An 18,982-nucleotide genomic window follows, 5' to 3' on the forward strand; every position below is an offset into this window, starting at 1 on the left:
TTGATATGTTCCAGAAAGAAGAAGATCAAAAATTGACCCACATACTCTATTCCTGCTACTTCAGCAAGAGTAGAGAAGGAGAACAGTTCGTACCTGAACACATTTTTAGTTATCAGATTTCTGGAACTCTTCAGCTCAATGATGGCCATCAGTCTCATGTTTTTAAAGAAGGTGACTTTCGGTTCTGCAAAAGGAACAACCTGGTTAAATTCATTAAAATACCACCAGAAAATGGAGAATTCAGGTCAATATCAGTTCGTCTTGATCAGCAAATGCTTCGTGATTTTAGCAGAGAGTATGGTTATTATGATCAGGTTAAAAAGCAAGGCAGTGAGATTATTCAGGAATTAAAGCCGGATCCACTTTATAAAAGTTATATGGATTCTCTTCTTCCTTATCAATTCAAACAACCAGAGAATCAAAAACTCTTGTCTTTAAAATTAAGAGAGGCTATCCTAATCCTGCTGCAAACTAATCCGGAACTGGCAGATACCCTATTCGACTTCACAGAGCCAGGAAAAATAGATCTGGAAGCCTTTATGAATAAAAACTTTCACTTCAATGTGGAAATGAAAAGATTTGCTTATTTAACCGGAAGAAGCCTCGCAACCTTTAAAAGAGACTTCGAAAAACTTTACCAGATTCCCCCAGGCAGGTGGTTACAGCAAAGGAGATTACAAGAAGCCTATCATTTGATCAAGGAAAAAGGAAGGGCGGTTTCAGATGTTTATCTGGAAGTCGGTTTTGAAGATCTTTCCCATTTTTCTTTCGCTTTTAAGAAAAAATACGGGCTGTCACCTTCAAGGATTTAAACCAACTAGTGCCTGTATCTTAAAAGTCAGTAATGCACCATTGATCAATGGAGCTTTACTGACCGCCTTACCTATATCCAGAAGCAAAATATCCGGTGCATATTATTTGTAAGCCTGGTTTATTTGCTATTAATCTTTCTTTTTAACAACTCTTTATATTCAGGTCTTTCAGACTTTTCCATACCATCAGAAATTTTTATCCCGGCTTTCTCAAACTCCCGGATTAATCTTTTATCAAAATCTGCAATGTAGGATTTAAATGATAAAGAATCTTTTTCTTCAGGAATTGTCTTAAAAGGAATAGGCTGTTCTTTAAATTTTTGTAAAGTGGCTTTAGTACTATCGTTTCCTTCAAGAAGTACGGAGTCACCATTGTATGTAAGCTTCGCCACGTATTGACTTGTAAGGTATTTTAAAGAATCATTTTCTATTTTATAAGGAAGTTTGAACCGGCCTACTTTCTGATTATAGAAAACTATGTATTGCGAATCAATATCAAATTCGCTATAGCCATTTGCAATTGAAAATCTATGCCATTTTCCGATCAGTGATTTTTTATTTCCTGCTATGTTTTTATGATTCGGGGAATTGCAGGCAGAAAGAGCAAAAATGGAAAAAGCAAGAAAATAAAGTGTTGATCTCATCATAATGAATTGTTAAACAATATTAAAGAGGTATTCTTAGTTCAGGTAAATGACAGGAAATATCAGACAAATACTGCCTGGCAAAAAACCAGGCAGTATTTGTCTGTTCTTAACTTTAAAGCAGCCTTTATTGTTGTGCCCAGATCGTACAGTTAATATTGCCACTCGTATTAGTACCCCATGTCTCTGAAACCATAATGGCCGGAATATTTAACTGACCAAGTGTATATCCTAAGCTTTTCCATTTGTTATAGTGGTTGGCAAAAGTAATGACGCGGTTTTGTCCGGTAGGAGCTTTTGTAACTCTGGAGCTGTAAATCTGTCTGAAACCATCACCACCATCAATATTTTTACCTGGCATCCAACGGGTCCATACGTTATAAGCTGTACCATCGCTATCAAAAGTGCCTAGGAAAGTGCCGGTATGAGGTGATTCTTTGCCCCATGTTTCGTTCACATAATATTCATAATAAGGGGTTCTGCTCCATCCATACCAGCCAAAAGTACCACCACCAGAATTTGAATAACTGGCAAGGTTATATCCTATTTTGTAGGAAGCGGAACCTACAGAATATCCTTTGCCACATGTAAAATTACCATTAAATCCGCTCCAGTTAACGCTGTAATTTCCGGCTGCACCATTTGCGTAATTAACGGTACCGGTAGCGCCATCACTTTTCCAAAGTGACCAAAAGAAGCCGTTATGTGTGCCCGATTGGTAAGATTCGACAGCAGCTTTCCCTTTGGGAGAAGCACTCTCTTCAGGCTCTGCATTAACCTCTTTTTTACAGCTGGTTAACATTGTAGAGCCAGCAAGCAAAATGATTGCAGCAGTACCAAAAGCAACCTTCCGGGTTACTCTTGTCAATGAATTTTGTTTTTTCATATAGGGTTTTGTTTGTTTGTTGATGAAGCAAAGAAAACATATTTGAAAATGAAACATGGCTAATAATCGGCAAAGTTGTTACACAAATGTTCAATACTATATTATTTTTAAACCCTGTTTATAGGTCTTATATCTGTTCAGAAACCTGCCTAAAGTTCATTAGCTGGACAATTCATAATGCTCCACTTTTTGAGCGGACAGGATAAATCTTTTGAATCCACTTGATTGGATCAAGTCATCAACTTGTGGAGCAGACTCTTTTTTAAGCATAAATTTTGACACGCTAGACAGAAAGTCTTTGCTGTCACGGATGCTCTTATTCCTGTGGAAGTTGCGCTGAAAGCTTTCCATTTGCATGGGAATGACTCAGGGGAAACAAGGCCGGGCTGTTCGTAAATAAATTCAAAATAGCTAAATAATAAAACTATATCGGCCGGGTACTGCCTGAGTACTCGTTAGGGTAAGAGCAGTGCTAAAGTAACGCGAGAGCATGGCAAGTCCAAGTCAAAACAACTAGTTGAAATAACATAGACTTGCCATAGTTAAAGCCCGTTCTCAACCTGGTGTCATCCCGACCACCACTCAGGCACAACCAAACATAACTAGTTGAAGATTAATGAAGTTATAATTTTCCCTTGGGCTAACCCATGGACAACTGCGGACAATTGCAGACAGCTGCGGACAATTACGGACATTTTTTACGCATCAGGATAATCTTTAACGCGAATAGCTTACATTGGTGGAAAGGCATTTATTTATTATGGGAAGTTTAACGGGTAAATTTTCAAAGGGAATCCTGGGCGATTTCATTTTTAAAGCAGCAGTTTGGCGTACTGGTTGTTTCAAAAGGTCTGTACTGGGTACAATGAAACAAGGAATGGAAACCCAAAGGCATCAGAGAACTTTCGTCAAAGTAGCAAGCCTGGAAAAATCAGGATCTTTCCTCCCCCTAAGAATTCCGCTGAAGCGTTGGCCGATCTCTTATCAAAGTAATCAGGAGCGTTTAATAAGGATAAATTGAACAATAAAATCAGGAAGTAATTAGCTTATTAAAGAATCGTAACCATCTGCTTTGAACTCAAAAAATATCAAAAACAAAACTTGAAATTTAATCCCTAATCCACAAGTTTATGACTTGATCCGGTATTGATCCATTGAGGATCAATACCAAAACTTGTGGGGAAGCGTGAAAATTTTTAGTTTTGGGCTTTGAATTTTACAGATGTTATCAAGTTACCAAGAGCTCCTACGTTTATTATTACCCGATTTTATATTAGAGAATTTTGAGTTGAAATCTGCTCGTAAAGAGCATGATATTTTACATATTGCTCTGGAAGAGGTGAATTCTATTCCAGTGGCATTTGAAAAGGATAAACTGGAGTCCAAAGGTTTCTTTCCTACCATCACCGTCCAGGATTTCCCCATGCGCGGACATCAGGTCTTTTTTCATATCAAACGACGCAGATGGCTGAACCATACCACAGGAAAAGTGGCTTACCGAGACTGGAGCCTGGTTGCTAAGGGAACGCGAATGACAGGGGAATTCGCGGCTTTTTTAAAACAACTCAGTCAGTACCGCCCCGAATGATATTCAAACGATCGGGAACTTTTATGGAGTAAAAGGCAGAAATCTTGGGCGTCAGTACAAGGATTTTTTGAGTGGTTTTAAGAGTTGGGATCAAAAAGAACATGCCAGTAAATGGTTGCTTTATCCAGACAATCTGGGTACACAACTTTCCATAGATGAGACCAGCGTGTCCCATGGCGAGCTTTATACCATTGTCACTAATAAAGCTGCCAAAGGCAAAAAAGGGGCAATTGTAGCGATTGTTGCAGGTGTAAAAGCAGAAACTGTCATTGAAGTGCTTAGAAAAATTCCATTGAATAAAAGGCGGAAGGTGAAAGAAATTACGTTGGATATGGCTGGTAATATGGAACTGATTGCCAAAAGAGCATTTCCTGTTGCGGTCAGGGTAACCGACAGGTTTCATGTACAGCAACTGGCCACAGAAGCCTTGCAGGAAATGCGAATCAAGCACCGATGGGCAGCATTAGATGCCGAAAATGAAGCGATAGAAAAGGCGAAAAAAGGGAACTATGATTTCCAGTCCAGCTTTCTCCCTAATGGGGATACCCTCAAGCAATTACTGGCCAGAAGCAGATACGTTTTGTATAAACGTGCTGAATATTGGACTCAAAGTCAAAAAGAAAGAGCAGATCTGTTATTTGAGCGTTATCCGGATCTGAAGCAGGCCTATGATTTAAGTATGAACCTCAGCAATATCTTTGAAAAAACTACCGATAAAGTGTATGGTTTGGCCAGGCTGGCCAGATGGCACGAAAAGGTAAGGCAAGCGGGATTTAAAGCTTTTAATACCATTTCAAGAACAATTGAAAATCACTATCAAACGATCTTGAATTATTTCGACAACAGATCTACCAATGCTTCTGCGGAATCTTTTAATGCCAAACTCAAAGCTTTTAGATCCCAATTCAGGGGGGTGAGAAATATCGAATTTTTCTTGTACAGACTGTCTCGGATTTACGCCTGATTTAATTCAGCCCCACAAGTTTTGGTATTGATCCTCCATTGATCCCCGATATCAGCGTAATAAAAAATTACGTATAAATAAAAATGGGAAGTCACGTCTTTCAGAACGTGCTTCCCATCGAGTACTCAGAGCGGGAATCGAACCCGCACGACTTTTAAGGTCACAGGATTTTAAGTCCTGCGTGTCTACCAGTTCCACCATCTGAGCAGGTGTTAAACCTTTTAAAAATAAAAACCTTCTTAGAGAAGGCTTTAGAGCGAAAGACGAGATTCGAACTCGCGACCCCGACCTTGGCAAGGTCGTGCTCTACCAACTGAGCTACTTTCGCATTGGTATAGTATTTCAGGTTCTGTATAACTTTATACAGGGAGTACTCAGAGCGGGAATCGAACCCGCACGACTTTTAAGGTCACAGGATTTTAAGTCCTGCGTGTCTACCAGTTCCACCATCTGAGCAGGTGTTAACCTTTTAAATAAATGCCTTCTGGTAAAGAAGACACTTAGAGCGAAAGACGAGATTCGAACTCGCGACCCCGACCTTGGCAAGGTCGTGCTCTACCAACTGAGCTACTTTCGCATTGGTTTTATCAACATCATCCGATGTTTCCGTCACATTTGCAAGGCTTAAAACTGTATACCTTGTTTCCGTTTGGGATTGCAAATATAAGGACTTTTATATTACTGTCAAGTTATTTTGAATAAAAAAAATAGGTATTAGCTTAAGTTATTGTCCTTCAGTACTTCAGAAATCAAATTATTTTCAAAGCCCTTCCCCATAAGGTACGTAATTAGCTTATATTTCCTCTTATAGGCATCTTTCTCTACTAAAACTGCTGATTTCTTTTCAGCAGCAGCGAGAATAGTTTTTAAATAATCATCATAATCAATAGAATTTAATGCTTTTAAAATCATTTTCTCCGGAATCTTTTTCAATTTAAGCCCCTGTTTGATTTTAACCTTGCCCCATTTCTTGATATTAAACTTGCCAGATACATAAGCCATCGCAAACCTTTCCTCATTCAGAAAATTATTCAGGATAAGTTCTGTGATCACTTCTTCCACGTCATCATGTCTTAATCCCCAGTCATATAGCTTATTCCTGATTTCCTGCTGCGCACGTTCCTGGTAGGCGCAGTAACTTTCCGCTTTTACTAAAGCAGTCCTTTTGTCCAGTGCAGGTTTTGAATATTCTTTTTCCAATATAAATTCCTTGTTATATGTAGCTGATATTGCAAATATCCGCATTATTTATTACAGCTTGTTTACAAATAAACGCTAAACTAAACTAAACTGGCTCTTAGAAAAGTTTAACTTTATCCCATTCTAGTATTCGGATCAATGAGTGAAATAAACTATACCATTCAGCAATTGGCTGAACTTTTAAATATAAAATCCTTCGAATTAAAATATCCCGCTTTAATTAATAGCCTGCTTATAGACAGCCGTGTAGTGATCAGCCCGGAAACCTCTTTGTTCTTTGCTTTGTCAGCTGCCAGAGACGGACATGAATTTCTTGCAGAAGCCTATGCCAATGGCATTAAAAACTTTGTCGTTAGTAAAGCTGGATATCAGGAAAAATTTCCTGAAGCTAACTTTCTTTTGGTAGATGATGTGCATGCGGCCTTACAACTCATCGCTGCAAATCACCGAAACGCATTTGATCTGGAAGTCATCGCAATTACAGGGAGTAACGGGAAAACTATCGTTAAAGAATGGCTATATCAATTACTATCCTCAGATTTCCAGGTTGTCAGGAGCCCGAAAAGTTTTAACTCACAGCTTGGTGTTCCCCTTTCTGTCTGGCAAATTCATCAGGAACATACCCTTGGAATCTTTGAAGCTGGTATCTCTAAAAATGGAGAAATGCAGCAGCTCGCTGAAATTATACAGCCCACTATTGGTATACTTACCAATATAGGAGAAGCCCATGCCGAAGGATTTACCTCTCCGGAAGAAAAGTTGAAAGAGAAATTGAAACTCTTCAAAGATGTTAAACTATTTATTTACAGTCCTGATTATACCGTAAATATACCTGCAGATGAACTACCAGGTGAACAACAGTTTTCCTGGAGCACAAAAACTGAAGCAGATTTGTCCATTTTGTTTGTGGAACCAATCAATGGTAAAAGCTATATCAAAGCGCTTTACAAAGGAGAAGAAATTGAATGCCTGCTTCCATTTGGCGACGGGGCATCCGTAGAAAACGGAATTATCTGCTGGGCCTGTTTATTAGCCCTGGGATATACCCCAGAGCAAGCAGATATTCGTTTAGAACATTTAACAGCTGTAAACATGCGTTTAGAACTGAAAAATGGTATCAATCAATGCTCCATTATTGACGATTCCTATAGCGCTGACATTTCTTCGCTTGCTATAGCCCTTGATTTTCTGAATCAGCAAAATCAGCATCCACTGAAAACAGTGATCCTGTCAGACTTGCCCGAAACGGGAAAAACGGATGTGGAACTTTATACTGAAATTGCCGCTTTGTTAAAACAAAAGCAGGTAAACAGGTTGGTTGGTATAGGATCTCATATCAGTGCATTCGCTTCCCTCTTTGATTTACCTGCAGTATTCTATGAAAATACAGAAGAATTCATTCAGAAGTTTGCTGAAATAACATTTAACAGTGAAACGATCCTGGTTAAAGGAGCAAGGCGATTTGAATTTGAAAGGATCAGTAAACTCCTGACGCAAAAAGTTCATGGAACAGTCATGGAAATTGATTTAAACGCATTAGCCAGTAATCTGAAATTCTATAAAGCAAAGTTAGCACCCGGCGTGAAAGTAATGGCCATGGTAAAAGCCTTCTCTTATGGCAGCGGAAGCTTCGAAATTGCCAATTTATTACAATATCATAAAGTAGATTACCTTGCTGTAGCTTATACAGACGAAGGAATTGCTTTAAGAAAAGCAGGGATAACTTTACCAATCATGGTGATGAGTCCTGAACCTTTTGCTTTCGAGGCGATTTTGAAATATAAGCTGGAACCTGAACTTTATAACCTTGATATTCTGAAAGCATTTGTTGCTTTCTTACCTGAAACACAAACAGCTTATCCAGTTCATATTAAAATTGATACCGGGATGCACAGACTGGGATTTGAAGAACCAGATCTTCCAGCGTTATTGCCCTTGCTCAACCAGACTAAAAAGATAAAAGTAGTTTCTGCATTTTCGCATCTTGCAGCAAGTGAAGACCCGCAGCATGATGAATTTACAGGCTATCAGCTGGAAACCTATTTGCATCTTAGCGGAGCCCTGCGCAAAGGATTAGGTTATGGCTTTATACAGCATATTTCCAATACCTCGGCAATAACCAGACATCCCGAAGCGCAGCTGGACATGGTCAGAATAGGTATAGGTTTATATGGCTTTGACAGTGGGCTGGCAGATAAAAGCGGACTCTGTACCGTAGCTGTTTTAAAAACTACGATCACACAAATTAAGACAGTAGGCCCTAAGGATACTATCGGTTATGGGCGCTGGGGCGTTTTGCCCGATGGGGGCACTACAGCAACTATAAAAATAGGTTACGCAGATGGGTACCGCAGATCGTTTGGAAACGGGGTAGGGAAGATGCTCGTTAACGGTAAATTTGCTCCTGTAATCGGTACCATTGCCATGGATATGTGTATGCTTGATGTAACCGGACTGGACGCGAAAATTGGGGACGAGGTTATTATTTTCAATAATGAGCTGACGGTTGATGATTTAGCGAAGCAAATTAATACTATTCCCTATGAGATTTTAACAAATATCTCTCAAAGGGTAAAACGCATCTATTTTTATGAGTAGTTTTGTCTTATGAACAGGATTGGGAAGGCACTGTTAAATTACCTGATTAAGGGTTTACTGATAGTATTGCCTATAGCTTTAAGTATTTACATCGTGATATGGGCAGTGACCACAGTCGATAGCTGGTTGAATGTCAATAATATTCTGGGGGTTGACCCAAGAACAGGAGAAAGCAGGAATATTCCTGGTTTAGGGCTTGCGCTGGTTATAGCGTTAATTCTGGCCGCAGGGATATTTGTGACTAATTTTGTAACTGAACCAATGTATAACTGGTTCAACCGGTGGATGAACAGATTGCCTGGGTTAAATTTTATTTATTCTTCTATTAAGGACCTCACAGAGGCATTTGTTGGTGATGAAAAGAAATTTAATCACCCTGTTTTGGTAGAAATGACTGCAGATATCAAAAGGATTGGCTTCATGACGCAGAGCGATCTGTCGTCAATTGGCTTACCCGGAGATTGTGTCGTTTATTTTCCATTCTCGTACTCCTTTGCCGGACAAGTTTGTGTCGTGTCTAAGGATAAGATCAAAGAATTGAAAATGAATGCTGCTGATGCTATGAAATTAGTTGTATCAGGAGGGGTTAGTCATATCTAACCCCTGTATAATACCAGCCTAGAAATTTGGTTTCAGAACGTATTTATCATAGAATCTGAAAATATGCTCTGTTGCTTCCTCAGCAGTATCCGCTAATCTGAACAAGTTTAAATCTTCTGCATGGATATTATGCTCTTTCTCTAACATCGTGTTTTTGATCCAGTCAATTAATCCACCCCAGTAATCCTTACCTAACAATACGATCGGAAAACGGGCAATTTTACCGGTCTGAATCAATGTAATCGCTTCAAACAATTCGTCCATTGTTCCCATTCCACCAGGTAATACAATAAATCCCTGTGAGTATTTCATGAACATGACTTTTCTTACAAAGAAGTAATCGAATTGCAGTAATTTATTGTGGTCAACATACTTATTGTGGAACTGTTCAAAAGGCAGGTCAATATTCAATCCTACAGATTTCCCCCCATTGGTATGGGCGCCTTTATTACCAGCTTCCATAATACCAGGGCCACCTCCTGTAATTACACCATAACCGCGGTCAGTCAATAATTTACCGCAATCTACTGCCATTTGATAATATTTATTCGTTTCAGCAGTTCTTGCAGAACCAAAGATGGATACACAGGGGCCAATTTTAGCCAGCTTCTCAAAGCCATCTACAAATTCAGCCATTATTTTAAAGATCTGCCAGGAATCAGTCACTTTGATCTCCTGCCAGTTTTTGTTTTCAAACGCGCTTCTTATTTTCTCTTCACTCGTCATTGCTATGCTTATTTATATTTTAAAATTTAGTTTGGTCAGCCGTATTTCGTCCGGTAACCCAAAGTAGTAAAAATGTAATCAAACCGTTCAGCACAATCAGCTCAAAACCCATCGCATAGCCAAACCATTTTATACTGTGTGTATTGATTACAAAACACAACACAGGGGATGCAATACACAAATAAGGTACTAATTTATCTGCAACTGCTTTCTTTGTCAGCATCCCGAAAGCAAATAAACCTAACAGCGGACCATAAGTATACCCAGCCGCTGTAAATATTGAATTGACCACAGAATCATCATTGATAGCTTTAAACACCAGGATAACAGCAACCATAACAACCGAAAAACCGATATGTACCCAGTGTCGCTGCGTCACCAGTTTAGGGTCATTCTGATCTTCTTTTTTGTCAAAATGGAGGAAGTCCATACAAAACGAAGTCGTCAATGCAGTCAGTGCAGAATCCGTAGTTGCGAATGTTGCAGCTGTCAAACCCAGCATAAAAATAATCCCTGGGATGATATTTAAATGATTTAAAGCAATTTCAGGATAAAGATGATCCGGTGTTTTTAAGTCAGCAACTGCTATGCCATTTTTTGCAGCATACAAGTATAATAAAGCGCCTACACTCAGGAAAAAGATATTCATGACTACAAATACACCTGTAAAAGTGAACATGTTTTTCTGTGCTTCTCCAATACTTTTCATGCTTAGGTTCTTTTGCATCAGGTCCTGATCCAGCCCTACCATGGCTACGGTAACAAAAATACCTCCTAAAAACTGTTTCAGGAAGTGAGATTTGCTGCCCAGGAAATCTTCCCAGAAGAATATTTTGGAGTAACTGCTGTTTTTTACTGCTTCAAAAGTACCTGCTATATCCAGATGTAGTGATCTTGCAATGAATATAATCGACAGGACAACCGATAACAGCAGAAATACAGTTTGCAGCGTATCGGTGATGATAATAGTTTTAAGACCACCTTTGTGCGTGTAAACCCAGATTAATACCAGGCAAAGTACGATAGTTAACCAAAATGGGATATTCCAGGCATCAAAAATGAATTTTTGAAGGACAATAGCCACCAGGTATAATCTGAACGAAGACCCGATCGTTCTGGAAATCAGGAAGATTACAGCGCCTGTTTTATAGCTGTAAGCACCTAGCCTTCTTTCCAGATACGTATAAATTGAAATGAGGTTCATCCGGTAATAAAGGGGTAAAAGGACAGTGGCTACAATGATGAAACCTACTGCGTTACCCAGTACAAACTGGAAATACCCAAATTCACCTTTGCCAACTGCGCCGGGCACAGAAATAAAAGTTACTCCCGAAAGGGCTGTTCCAATCATTCCAAAAGCTACCAGGTACCATTTTGAATTGCGGTTCGCAATAAAAAATGAGGCGTTGTCAGATGAGTTCCTGGAGGTGAAATAGGCTACTCCTATTAAAAGAGCAAAATATCCTAACAGAAAGGATAAAAGTATGGCGGGAGTCATATATAATTATACTTTAGGAGCTAAATGTAATAAAATCATCTGCTAAAAATCAAAAGGGTGTTTAAAAAAGTTGATGATAAATTTTTAACAGTCTGTCTATTTAATGCGACATATTATCCTTATCTTTAGGAAAAATGTCGGTTATGGTGTTACGTGAAGATAATCTGGTCTACTTACTAGGTGGGGCAGATCTGATAAGAGAAAAGATTAAGTCTGTGTTTGATTTGATTACTTTAAGCAATAAAGGGATCAAGAAAGCTTCTTTGGATGCTCTGGTGGGGCATATGGGGATGACCAAAAAGAACTTTGCTGAAGACATACTAAATTTATCTGTTAAAACTCTGGAACGAAAAAAAGCAGACGATTTACTAGACAGATATACTTCTTCCCACATTATAGAAGTGACCAAGGTAGTAGCCCATGCTTTTGAGGTATTTGAACAAGAAGAAAAAATGCAAAGATGGTTAAACACACCTAATAGGGCATTGAATGAAATGAAGCCATTGGACTTGTTTTATATTCCTACAGGACTTGCGATGGTTGATAATGTACTGGGCAGGATTGAAGAAGGAGTTTACTCTTAGCAATTATCCTACATGATTGTATATCGTATTGCAAAATTAAAAAAGAGAGCTACTGATTTGTCTGGCATGGGAGCTTATAAAGAGGGTGGACGCTGGAATAATGCTGGAACTTATATGTTATATACCAGTGAAAATAGTTCGTTAGCTTATCTTGAAAATCTGGTCCATTTTGAAATAGAAAACAGTCCTCCAAATCTCTATATTATGAGTATTGAACTCAAAATAGATGATACACTTATTTATACACTCCCTGATAAAATTTATCCTGCAAACTGGCAGGAGATAGGTAATCTTCAAAATAAAAGAATTGGTGATGAGCTAATGGAAGAACGGAAATTTCTGGGTATTAAAACCAGATCGGCTATCAATAAATTAGAATACAATTATTTGTTGAATCCTTTGTTTCCCGGCTATCATGAGCTGGTTAGTGTCAGGTTAGTTGAAGAATTAGCGGTAGATGCGAGATTAGTGAAATAAAATATAAATTTGTAAATGAATTTTTCTTCCAAGCTACTCGAAGATGCTGTTAACGAATTTTCTAAACTACCTGGTGTAGGACAAAAGACTGCATTGCGTCTGGTACTGCACTTATTGAACAAGGAACAAGAGGAAGTAGATACTTTCGGGAACTCCATCATCAGGCTGAGAAAAGATATCAAGCACTGTAGCATCTGTCATAATATATCAGATCTGCCCATATGCGGGATTTGCAGTTCCAATAAACGGGAGAAAGAAATAATTTGTGTGGTCGAAGATACGCGTGATGTTATGGCTGTAGAAAATACCTCTCAATATTTTGGCGTTTATCATGTATTAGGCGGTTTAATTTCTCCAATGGACGGAATCGGGCCATCCGATCTGTTTATAGATTCTTTGGTCCAGCGGGTTGCTACTACACCTGTTAAGGAGGTTATTTTAGCCTTAAGTGCAACTATGGAAGGCGATACCACACTTTTTTATCTTTACAAAAGACTCAAAGACTTTCAAATACCAATTACTACTATTGCCCGTGGAATCGCTTTTGGCGGTGAACTGGAATATGCAGACGAAATCACTTTAGGCCGCTCAATCGTTACCAGAGTACCCTATGTCAATTCAATAACCAAATAGATCACAATGGATTTTAAGAATAAAGTAGTCATTATTACCGGTGCCTCATCGGGTATAGGAAAGTCATGCGCTGAAGAATTTGCCAAACGCGGAGCAAACTTAGTACTGGCAGCCAGGCAATTTGTGACTTTATGTGAGGTTACTGCCGATCTGGAAAAAAGATACGGGATTAAAGCCCTGGCTGTACAAGCTGATGTCAGTAAAGAAGCAGATTGTGAAGCACTGATCAAACAGGCGTTATTAACCTTTAACCAGGTTGATATTATGGTAAACAATGCGGGACTATCTATGCGTGCACTCTTCAACGAACTTGATTTATCAGTCCTTAAAAACCTGATGGATGTCAACTTCTGGGGTACAGTTTATTGCACTAAATATGCATTACCTGAAATCCTGAAGACTAAAGGGAGTATAATTGGCGTTTCTTCTATTGCAGGCTATCGTGGTTTACCGGGCAGAACAGGTTATTCAGCGTCCAAATTTGCAATGAATGGATTTATGGAAGCGCTGAGAACAGAGCTCCTGCATACCGGAGTACACGTGATGGTCGCTTGTCCGGGTTTTACTACTTCGAATATCAGAGTGGCGGCCCTGGCAAAAGACGGTACCTCACATGGAGAAACCAGTATGGAAGAAGGAAAGATGATGTCTTCAGCAGAAGTTGCAGTAAATATAGTCAATGGAATTGCTGGGCGTAAACGTACACTGATCATGACCGGACAAGGTAAATTAACCGTATGGATCAATAAACTATTTCCGGCACTTGCCGATAAACTGGTATTTAACCACTTTACAAAAGAGAAGAATGCCTTAATTAAATAAGGAATGACCCCTATAAAAAAACTACTGATGTTATTTGCCTTTCTGGGACAGTTCTTCGCTTTATCTGCTAAAGTAAAAGTAGAGAAGAACATTAATTATACGGCAGCAAATGACAAATACAGGCAACTGGATGTCTTTTATCAGCACGACGTTTCTACAGCTAAAGACGTCGTAATTTTTATCCATGGAGGCTCATGGAGCAGCGGAAAAAAAGATATCTACTGGTGGCTGGGAAGGAACCTGGCCCGTAAAGGAGTGGTTACTGTAAATATAAACTACGGTTTAGCACCAGCCTATAAATATGACCGCATGGCTGAGGATTGTGCTCAGGCAGTAAAGTGGGTGAAAGAACATGTCAAAGAATACGGTGGGAACCCGGAAAGGATTTTTCTGATGGGACACTCTGCTGGTGGGCACCTTGCTGAACTGATCAATGATAACCCGGTTTATTTTAAACAAGCCGGTATTGCAAACCCAGTAAAAGGTGTGATTTTGAATGATGCCTTTGGCCTGGATATGATAGAATATATGAGTAGCGCAGAAAAGGATAACAGTTATTATGATTTCCTGCGGACCTTTTCTACAGATCCGTTAACGTGGGAAAAAGGTTCTCCTTTACATTATGCAGCGAACAGTAAAAATCCGCACCTGATCTTTTATGGCGCGAAAACTTATCCTGCAATACAACTACAGTCCGAAAGGCTGAATAAATTGCTTAACAATGCTCAAGTGCCATCTGCACTGCATATCATCCCTAAAAAGAAACACGTAGGGATGATTTCGCAAATGGTATTTGGCAGCAATCAGCTTTATGACTTCATACTGGATTTTTTAAAACGCACTTAAGAATTTACTACCTATCTATTGTAATTTATTTATGTTTACAATTCACAAATTTTAACCTTTAATAAGAAAAAAACACGAAAATGAGATTTCAAAAAACACACTTACTATTAGCTGGTATCGGCTTATTCGCTTTTTCTCTTCAAGCTTGTAAAACGAAGAAAATCGTTGCAAAACCTAATCCACCAGTAGCAGTAGAAAAACCGGTAGAGAAACCAGTAGAAAAAGCACCTGTAGAAGAAAAAGTGGAAACTCCTGCACCAGAGAAACCAAATTTCAACTTCGCTAATGTTCAGTTTGAATTTAACTCTGACGTCTTGAAAACAGCTTCCTTCCAGATCCTGGATAATGCAGCTAAAGAAATGAAAAAAGATCCTTCAGCTAAATTTGTTCTGAACGGAAACTCTTCAGCTGAAGGTACACCTGAGCACAATATGTCATTATCAGTAGACAGAGCAAATTCAGTAAAATCATATTTAGTGAATGCAGGTATCAGTGGTAGTAATTTATCAGTAAAAGGATTTGGCGCAACCAATCCAATTGACAATAACTCAACTGAAGCAGGTAAAGAATTGAACCGTAGAGTAGAGATTAAAGTAGCGCAATAACAAGCTATTTCATAGCTGGCTGAAGGTCCTTTCTTAAGGAGGGCCTTCAGCCATTTTTTTATAATGCCGATTTTTTATAATGCCGGATAAATAACGGAACTTACAGGCTTCATAATCCAGAGACATGAGTATCCTTGAATTTATAAAGCAACCGTGGCCATGGTACGTTGCGGGCCCATTGATCGGAATGACCGTACCCATACTGCTGCTGATCGGTAACAAAGCATTTGGCATCAGTTCTTCCTTACGTCATATCTGTGCGGCCTGTATGCCGGCTAAAATCCCATTCTTCCAATATGACTGGAAAAAAGAAGCCTGGAACCTTTTCTTCGTTGCAGGGATATTTTTGGGTGGTTTTATTGCCACATCCTTACTTTCTAATCCTTCAAATATTGTATTGAACCCTAAATTGGTAACCGAATTATCCGGCTATGGTATCACAGATTATCAGGCTATGGTTCCTGTGCAACTGTTTAACTGGTCTTCGCTTTTCACATTGCGCGGACTGATTATGATGGTTGGTGGTGGTTTTCTGGTTGGTTTCGGAACACGCTATGCCGGTGGATGTACAAGCGGGCATGCTATTATGGGGATTTCAACACTGCAATGGCCTTCCTTAGTCGCTACTTGCTGCTTTATGACTGGCGGTTTTATCATGGCTAACTATATCCTTCCGTACATTCTTTTACTCGGCTAATCATGAAAAATAATATAAAATATCTGTTAGTCGGTATTGCATTTGGCATTGTTTTCGTCAAGGCCGAAGTCATTAGCTGGTTCCGTATCCAGGAAATGTTCCGCTTGCAATCTTTCCATATGTTTGGGGTAATTGGCAGTGCAATCGCAGTAGGCATACTCTCTGTATGGCTCATTAAAAAGTTTAATATCAAAACGATCAATGGAGAAGCCATTACTTTTACGCCTAAGACTTTCAACAAAGGTCAGATTTACGGAGGACTGATCTTCGGTTTTGGCTGGGCGATTACAGGTGCTTGTCCAGGACCATTATTTGCACAAATAGGGACAGGTGCAACCGTAATCAGTATTACCTTGATCAGTGCCATTGCAGGAACCTGGGTGTATGGAAGGTTTAAGGATCATTTACCGCATTAAGACTCACCAATTCCGCCAATCGATGTAATCTGATTATTTTCAAGCTTTATTTCAATTCCATGTTCCGTATCCAATTGATAACGGATTGGAATAATGATAGTCTGATTATCCTCAATCCTGATTTGCAGTATATCTCGCATGTATTCAAAATGTTTTTCAGCTGTATCAATATTTAATGGCGCTTTTCCTGATTTTTCCTCATGCTCATAATAATGCGCATATAATCTACTGTAACGCTCAAAACCTTGCGCTTTAATGGCTAAAAGTACATCAGGAAGATTATTCAAAAATGCTGTATAGGTATCGGCGTATGCATCAAGACTTATTTTGTTTGGAGGAGTATCTATTTCATCCCCATCTTCATCAAACTCACTTCCTAAAAATATTTCTATTTCCTGTTCACTGAAATTTGGAATGTTATATTTTTTTTCAGCGGTATAGCCCATCAAACTTTCCGTTACCTGACCCCAGAATTTGTGTTTGCTCATCTTAATTATAGTTTTTGTTACTGTGCGAATGTAATTGTAAATAAGTAATTTGTCTTCTCAAAAAAATATTTCAACAAATAGTTGTTCTTTTCCAAAAACAATTCCATATTTGTTTCACAATGATACAAACAAACGGACTTAACATTTGGTGGTGGCACAACGCAATAGCGTAGTGTAACCCTATTTTGTACGTTTTATTTTATATACAATATTTTGAGGGTTGCTTTTTAAGCAGCCCTTTTTTTTTGACTCTCCATGAAGAAAATACTCAACCACTTATTCGAAAACAAGTCTTTTAGCAGGGAAGAAGCCCAGCGGATTTTAATAGCAATTGCCTCAGGGGAATTTAATACTTCGCAGATTGCAGCGTTTATTACGGCCTTCGGGATGCGTAATATAACAGTTGCAGAGTTGCAGGGGTTCCGCGACGCAATGCTTGACCTTTGTGTAAAAGTAGATCTGTCCAATTATGAGCTGGTCGACCTTTGCGGTACCGGAGGTGATGGAAAAGACACTTTTAATATTTCTACACTCGCTTCTTTTGTTGTAGCCGGAGCAGGATATAAAGTTGCTAAACACGGTAACTATGGTGTATCCTCAGGCTGCGGTTCTTCCAACGTGATGGAATACCTTGGTTATACTTTCACTGCTGATCAGGATGAACTGAAAAGAAGTCTGGACAGGGCAGGGATCTGCTTTATTCACGCCCCATTATTCAATCCTGCGATGAAAATCGTAGCACCGATACGCAAAGACTTAGGTGTTAAAACCTTTTTTAATATGCTGGGGCCAATGGTTAATCCAGCACAGCCAAAAAATCAGATCGTAGGCGTATTCAGTCTTGAACTTGCCCGCTTATACGCATATTTGTATCAGGAAACCGATAAAAATTATACGATTATACACGCTGTGGATGGCTTTGATGAAGTCTCCCTGACTTGTGATTTCAAAACATTCAGTAAAAATGGAGAAGCTTTAGTTAAAGTGAGCGACCTTGGTTTTGAGGAATTTGATGTACATGAAATTGTTGGCGGTGACACGATTAAATCATCAGCTCATATCTTTACTAATGTATTACAAGGCACAGGGACTGATCCGCAAAATAATGTAGTGTTGTGTAATGCGGCAATTGCGATTCAGACTATTAAACCAGAGCAGTCTTTTGCAGATTGTTTTTATGAAGCAGAATCTTCGCTCGTTGGTGGAATGGCCTTGAAAAGTTTCCAGAACTTAATCGGATGAAATATAAATTGAAAATCTGCGGGATGAAAATACCAGCTAATCTAGCAGAAGTGGTTGCTTTACAGCCCAACTATATTGGCTTTATCTTTTATCCTGGTTCTAAAAGATTTATTGGTGAGCTCGATCCTTCGCTGATTAAAAATATACCGGCAACTATAAAAACTACAGGTGTATTCGTGAACGAAGAATTGGAAACTGTAAAAAATGCGATCGTAACTTATCACCTGAAAGCTGTTCAGTTACATGGTCAGGAAAGCGCAGCCTACTGCGAAGCGTTGAAAGGATATGCAGAAGTAATCAAAGCATTTGGAATTGATGAAAGTTTTGATTTTGATACATTGGACGAATATCAGGCGTATACAGATTACTTCCTTTTTGATACACAAACTCCGGATCATGGAGGCTCTGGGAAAACTTTTAGCTGGCAAATCCTGGGGAATTATAAAAACAAGAAACCCTATTTTCTGAGTGGTGGAATAGGAATTGATCAGCTTGCTGAATTGGGAAAGATCAAAGATGAGAGCTTATATGCAATAGATGTCAATAGCAAATTTGAACTTTCACCAGGACTAAAAGACACTGCATTACTAAGTAACTTTAAACAGGGACTTGATAAAATTTAAATATTACAAAGTTGTTATTGCAACTTATAAAAA

General features: G+C 39.0%; 22 protein-coding genes and 4 tRNA genes. 16 read left to right on the forward strand and 10 right to left on the reverse strand.

The annotated features are described in order from the left end of the window. Positions 1 to 5: 5 nt before the first annotated feature. Entirely contained in the window at positions 6 to 812 is an 807-nt protein-coding gene (locus AY601_RS01470) for a helix-turn-helix domain-containing protein (protein WP_068395490.1), read from the forward strand. A gap of 119 nt (positions 813 to 931) precedes the next feature. On the opposite strand, the gene AY601_RS01475 is transcribed toward AY601_RS01470, so the two are convergent. Both AY601_RS01475 and AY601_RS01480 read right to left on the reverse strand, forming a co-directional pair. Then, positions 932 to 1,459 carry a hypothetical protein gene (locus AY601_RS01475; protein ID WP_157287637.1) on the reverse strand — a complete coding sequence of 176 codons (528 nt, stop codon included), beginning with the start codon at positions 1,457 to 1,459 and terminating at the stop codon, positions 932 to 934. Between the two features lie 124 nt (positions 1,460 to 1,583). Continuing rightward, a complete protein-coding gene (locus tag AY601_RS01480; protein ID WP_068395494.1) occupies positions 1,584 to 2,342 on the reverse strand; it encodes a glycoside hydrolase family 11 protein in 759 nt (252 codons plus the stop codon). 760 nt (positions 2,343 to 3,102) lie between these two features. Here AY601_RS01480 and AY601_RS01490 point away from each other — a divergent pair. The 3 genes from AY601_RS01490 to AY601_RS01500 all read left to right on the forward strand — a co-directional run bounded on the left by AY601_RS01490 (position 3,103) and on the right by AY601_RS01500 (position 4,894). Beyond that, a complete protein-coding gene (locus tag AY601_RS01490; RefSeq protein WP_068395498.1) occupies positions 3,103 to 3,363 on the forward strand; it encodes a hypothetical protein in 261 nt (86 codons plus the stop codon). Between the two features lie 201 nt (positions 3,364 to 3,564). Further along, the gene (locus tag AY601_RS01495; RefSeq protein ID WP_068395501.1) at positions 3,565 to 3,930 is read left to right on the forward strand and encodes a transposase; all 366 of its coding nucleotides are present in this window, start codon (positions 3,565 to 3,567) and stop codon (positions 3,928 to 3,930) included. 10 nt (positions 3,931 to 3,940) lie between these two features. Then, positions 3,941 to 4,894, forward strand: a complete 954-nt coding sequence (locus AY601_RS01500) for a transposase (RefSeq protein ID WP_068395503.1) — start codon at positions 3,941 to 3,943, stop codon at positions 4,892 to 4,894. A 122-nt stretch (positions 4,895 to 5,016) separates the two neighbouring features. Here AY601_RS01500 and AY601_RS01505 read toward each other — a convergent pair. The 5 genes from AY601_RS01505 to AY601_RS01525 all read right to left on the reverse strand — a co-directional run bounded on the left by AY601_RS01505 (position 5,017) and on the right by AY601_RS01525 (position 6,094). Next, positions 5,017 to 5,101 (reverse strand) — tRNA-Leu (locus tag AY601_RS01505). A gap of 48 nt (positions 5,102 to 5,149) precedes the next feature. Beyond that, positions 5,150 to 5,222, reverse strand: a tRNA-Gly gene (locus AY601_RS01510). A gap of 43 nt (positions 5,223 to 5,265) precedes the next feature. Beyond that, positions 5,266 to 5,350: transfer RNA gene (locus tag AY601_RS01515), tRNA-Leu, on the reverse strand. 48 nt (positions 5,351 to 5,398) lie between these two features. Further along, a tRNA-Gly gene (locus AY601_RS01520) sits at positions 5,399 to 5,471 on the reverse strand. A 137-nt stretch (positions 5,472 to 5,608) separates the two neighbouring features. Beyond that, positions 5,609 to 6,094 carry a regulatory protein RecX gene (locus AY601_RS01525; RefSeq protein ID WP_335340585.1) on the reverse strand — a complete coding sequence of 162 codons (486 nt, stop codon included), beginning with the start codon at positions 6,092 to 6,094 and terminating at the stop codon, positions 5,609 to 5,611. A gap of 138 nt (positions 6,095 to 6,232) precedes the next feature. Here AY601_RS01525 and AY601_RS01530 point away from each other — a divergent pair, with 138 nt between their 5' ends. Together AY601_RS01530 and AY601_RS01535 are read left to right on the forward strand one after the other, a co-directional pair. Further along, positions 6,233 to 8,692 carry a bifunctional UDP-N-acetylmuramoyl-tripeptide:D-alanyl-D-alanine ligase/alanine racemase gene (locus AY601_RS01530; protein ID WP_068395506.1) on the forward strand — a complete coding sequence of 820 codons (2,460 nt, stop codon included), beginning with the start codon at positions 6,233 to 6,235 and terminating at the stop codon, positions 8,690 to 8,692. Between the two features lie 9 nt (positions 8,693 to 8,701). Then, positions 8,702 to 9,292 carry a DUF502 domain-containing protein gene (locus AY601_RS01535; RefSeq protein ID WP_068395508.1) on the forward strand — a complete coding sequence of 197 codons (591 nt, stop codon included), beginning with the start codon at positions 8,702 to 8,704 and terminating at the stop codon, positions 9,290 to 9,292. Between the two features lie 18 nt (positions 9,293 to 9,310). Here the strand turns inward: AY601_RS01535 and AY601_RS01540 are convergent, their stop codons facing one another. Beyond that, a complete protein-coding gene (locus AY601_RS01540) occupies positions 9,311 to 10,018 on the reverse strand; it encodes a TIGR00730 family Rossman fold protein (protein ID WP_041884462.1) in 708 nt (235 codons plus the stop codon). A 19-nt stretch (positions 10,019 to 10,037) separates the two neighbouring features. After that, positions 10,038 to 11,516, reverse strand: coding sequence for a sodium:solute symporter (locus AY601_RS01545; protein WP_068395510.1), 1,479 nt, complete (start codon positions 11,514 to 11,516; stop codon positions 10,038 to 10,040). Between the two features lie 143 nt (positions 11,517 to 11,659). Between AY601_RS01545 and parS the strand changes: the two genes are divergently transcribed. The 8 genes from parS to AY601_RS01585 all read left to right on the forward strand — a co-directional run bounded on the left by parS (position 11,660) and on the right by AY601_RS01585 (position 16,596). Further along, positions 11,660 to 12,100, forward strand: coding sequence for an antitoxin Xre/MbcA/ParS toxin-binding domain-containing protein (gene parS, locus AY601_RS01550; protein ID WP_198163582.1), 441 nt, complete (start codon positions 11,660 to 11,662; stop codon positions 12,098 to 12,100). A 12-nt stretch (positions 12,101 to 12,112) separates the two neighbouring features. Further along, a complete protein-coding gene (locus AY601_RS01555; protein WP_068395514.1) occupies positions 12,113 to 12,577 on the forward strand; it encodes an RES family NAD+ phosphorylase in 465 nt (154 codons plus the stop codon). Positions 12,578 to 12,592: 15 nt separating this feature from the next. After that, complete coding sequence (gene recR / locus AY601_RS01560) at positions 12,593 to 13,210, forward strand: recombination mediator RecR (RefSeq protein ID WP_068395516.1); 618 nt, start codon at positions 12,593 to 12,595, stop codon at positions 13,208 to 13,210. A gap of 6 nt (positions 13,211 to 13,216) precedes the next feature. Then, the gene (locus tag AY601_RS01565) at positions 13,217 to 14,032 is read left to right on the forward strand and encodes an SDR family oxidoreductase (RefSeq protein WP_068395518.1); all 816 of its coding nucleotides are present in this window, start codon (positions 13,217 to 13,219) and stop codon (positions 14,030 to 14,032) included. A gap of 3 nt (positions 14,033 to 14,035) precedes the next feature. Then, the gene (locus AY601_RS01570; RefSeq protein WP_084359015.1) at positions 14,036 to 14,878 is read left to right on the forward strand and encodes an alpha/beta hydrolase; all 843 of its coding nucleotides are present in this window, start codon (positions 14,036 to 14,038) and stop codon (positions 14,876 to 14,878) included. Positions 14,879 to 14,958: 80 nt separating this feature from the next. Continuing rightward, positions 14,959 to 15,483 carry an OmpA family protein gene (locus AY601_RS01575; RefSeq protein WP_068395519.1) on the forward strand — a complete coding sequence of 175 codons (525 nt, stop codon included), beginning with the start codon at positions 14,959 to 14,961 and terminating at the stop codon, positions 15,481 to 15,483. A gap of 124 nt (positions 15,484 to 15,607) precedes the next feature. Continuing rightward, entirely contained in the window at positions 15,608 to 16,180 is a 573-nt protein-coding gene (locus AY601_RS01580; protein WP_232324679.1) for a YeeE/YedE family protein, read from the forward strand. Positions 16,181 to 16,182: 2 nt separating this feature from the next. Then, complete coding sequence (locus AY601_RS01585; RefSeq protein ID WP_084359017.1) at positions 16,183 to 16,596, forward strand: DUF6691 family protein; 414 nt, start codon at positions 16,183 to 16,185, stop codon at positions 16,594 to 16,596. Here the strand turns inward: AY601_RS01585 and AY601_RS01590 are convergent. Further along, the gene (locus AY601_RS01590) at positions 16,593 to 17,084 is read right to left on the reverse strand and encodes a DUF6985 domain-containing protein (RefSeq protein ID WP_068395523.1); all 492 of its coding nucleotides are present in this window, start codon (positions 17,082 to 17,084) and stop codon (positions 16,593 to 16,595) included. The two genes, AY601_RS01585 and AY601_RS01590, sit on opposite strands and share 4 nt — an antisense overlap. A gap of 255 nt (positions 17,085 to 17,339) precedes the next feature. Here AY601_RS01590 and trpD point away from each other — a divergent pair, with 255 nt between their 5' ends. Continuing rightward, a complete protein-coding gene (gene trpD / locus AY601_RS01595) occupies positions 17,340 to 18,326 on the forward strand; it encodes an anthranilate phosphoribosyltransferase (RefSeq protein WP_068395525.1) in 987 nt (328 codons plus the stop codon). Next, complete coding sequence (locus AY601_RS01600; RefSeq protein ID WP_068395527.1) at positions 18,323 to 18,949, forward strand: phosphoribosylanthranilate isomerase; 627 nt, start codon at positions 18,323 to 18,325, stop codon at positions 18,947 to 18,949. The genes trpD and AY601_RS01600 overlap by 4 nt, the downstream gene beginning before the upstream one ends. The last annotated feature ends 33 nt before the right edge of the window (positions 18,950 to 18,982 follow it).

It is taken from the genome of Pedobacter cryoconitis (assembly GCF_001590605.1).
Classification (GTDB): Bacteria; Bacteroidota; Bacteroidia; order Sphingobacteriales; family Sphingobacteriaceae; genus Pedobacter; species Pedobacter cryoconitis_A.

What these genes read in the sequence shown, in the direction of transcription:
- AY601_RS01570 (WP_084359015.1), top strand. Translation starts at nt 14,036, where the DNA reads ATGACCCCTATAAAAAAACTACTGATGTTATTTGCCTTTCTGGGACAG.
- AY601_RS01580 (WP_232324679.1), top strand. Translation starts at nt 15,608, where the DNA reads ATGAGTATCCTTGAATTTATAAAGCAACCGTGGCCATGGTACGTTGCG.
- AY601_RS01555 (WP_068395514.1), top strand. Translation starts at nt 12,113, where the DNA reads ATGATTGTATATCGTATTGCAAAATTAAAAAAGAGAGCTACTGATTTG.
- AY601_RS01475 (WP_157287637.1), bottom strand. Translation starts at nt 1,459, where the DNA reads ATGATGAGATCAACACTTTATTTTCTTGCTTTTTCCATTTTTGCTCTT.
- AY601_RS01490 (WP_068395498.1), top strand. Translation starts at nt 3,103, where the DNA reads ATGGGAAGTTTAACGGGTAAATTTTCAAAGGGAATCCTGGGCGATTTC.
- AY601_RS01530 (WP_068395506.1), top strand. Translation starts at nt 6,233, where the DNA reads ATGAGTGAAATAAACTATACCATTCAGCAATTGGCTGAACTTTTAAAT.
- AY601_RS01480 (WP_068395494.1), bottom strand. Translation starts at nt 2,342, where the DNA reads ATGAAAAAACAAAATTCATTGACAAGAGTAACCCGGAAGGTTGCTTTT.
- AY601_RS01590 (WP_068395523.1), bottom strand. Translation starts at nt 17,084, where the DNA reads ATGAGCAAACACAAATTCTGGGGTCAGGTAACGGAAAGTTTGATGGGC.
- AY601_RS01545 (WP_068395510.1), bottom strand. Translation starts at nt 11,516, where the DNA reads ATGACTCCCGCCATACTTTTATCCTTTCTGTTAGGATATTTTGCTCTT.
- recR (WP_068395516.1), top strand. Translation starts at nt 12,593, where the DNA reads ATGAATTTTTCTTCCAAGCTACTCGAAGATGCTGTTAACGAATTTTCT.
- AY601_RS01575 (WP_068395519.1), top strand. Translation starts at nt 14,959, where the DNA reads ATGAGATTTCAAAAAACACACTTACTATTAGCTGGTATCGGCTTATTC.
- AY601_RS01540 (WP_041884462.1), bottom strand. Translation starts at nt 10,018, where the DNA reads ATGACGAGTGAAGAGAAAATAAGAAGCGCGTTTGAAAACAAAAACTGG.
- AY601_RS01495 (WP_068395501.1), top strand. Translation starts at nt 3,565, where the DNA reads ATGTTATCAAGTTACCAAGAGCTCCTACGTTTATTATTACCCGATTTT.
- AY601_RS01565 (WP_068395518.1), top strand. Translation starts at nt 13,217, where the DNA reads ATGGATTTTAAGAATAAAGTAGTCATTATTACCGGTGCCTCATCGGGT.
- AY601_RS01600 (WP_068395527.1), top strand. Translation starts at nt 18,323, where the DNA reads ATGAAATATAAATTGAAAATCTGCGGGATGAAAATACCAGCTAATCTA.
- AY601_RS01535 (WP_068395508.1), top strand. Translation starts at nt 8,702, where the DNA reads ATGAACAGGATTGGGAAGGCACTGTTAAATTACCTGATTAAGGGTTTA.
- AY601_RS01585 (WP_084359017.1), top strand. Translation starts at nt 16,183, where the DNA reads ATGAAAAATAATATAAAATATCTGTTAGTCGGTATTGCATTTGGCATT.
- AY601_RS01470 (WP_068395490.1), top strand. Translation starts at nt 6, where the DNA reads ATGTTCCAGAAAGAAGAAGATCAAAAATTGACCCACATACTCTATTCC.
- trpD (WP_068395525.1), top strand. Translation starts at nt 17,340, where the DNA reads ATGAAGAAAATACTCAACCACTTATTCGAAAACAAGTCTTTTAGCAGG.
- parS (WP_198163582.1), top strand. Translation starts at nt 11,660, where the DNA reads ATGGTGTTACGTGAAGATAATCTGGTCTACTTACTAGGTGGGGCAGAT.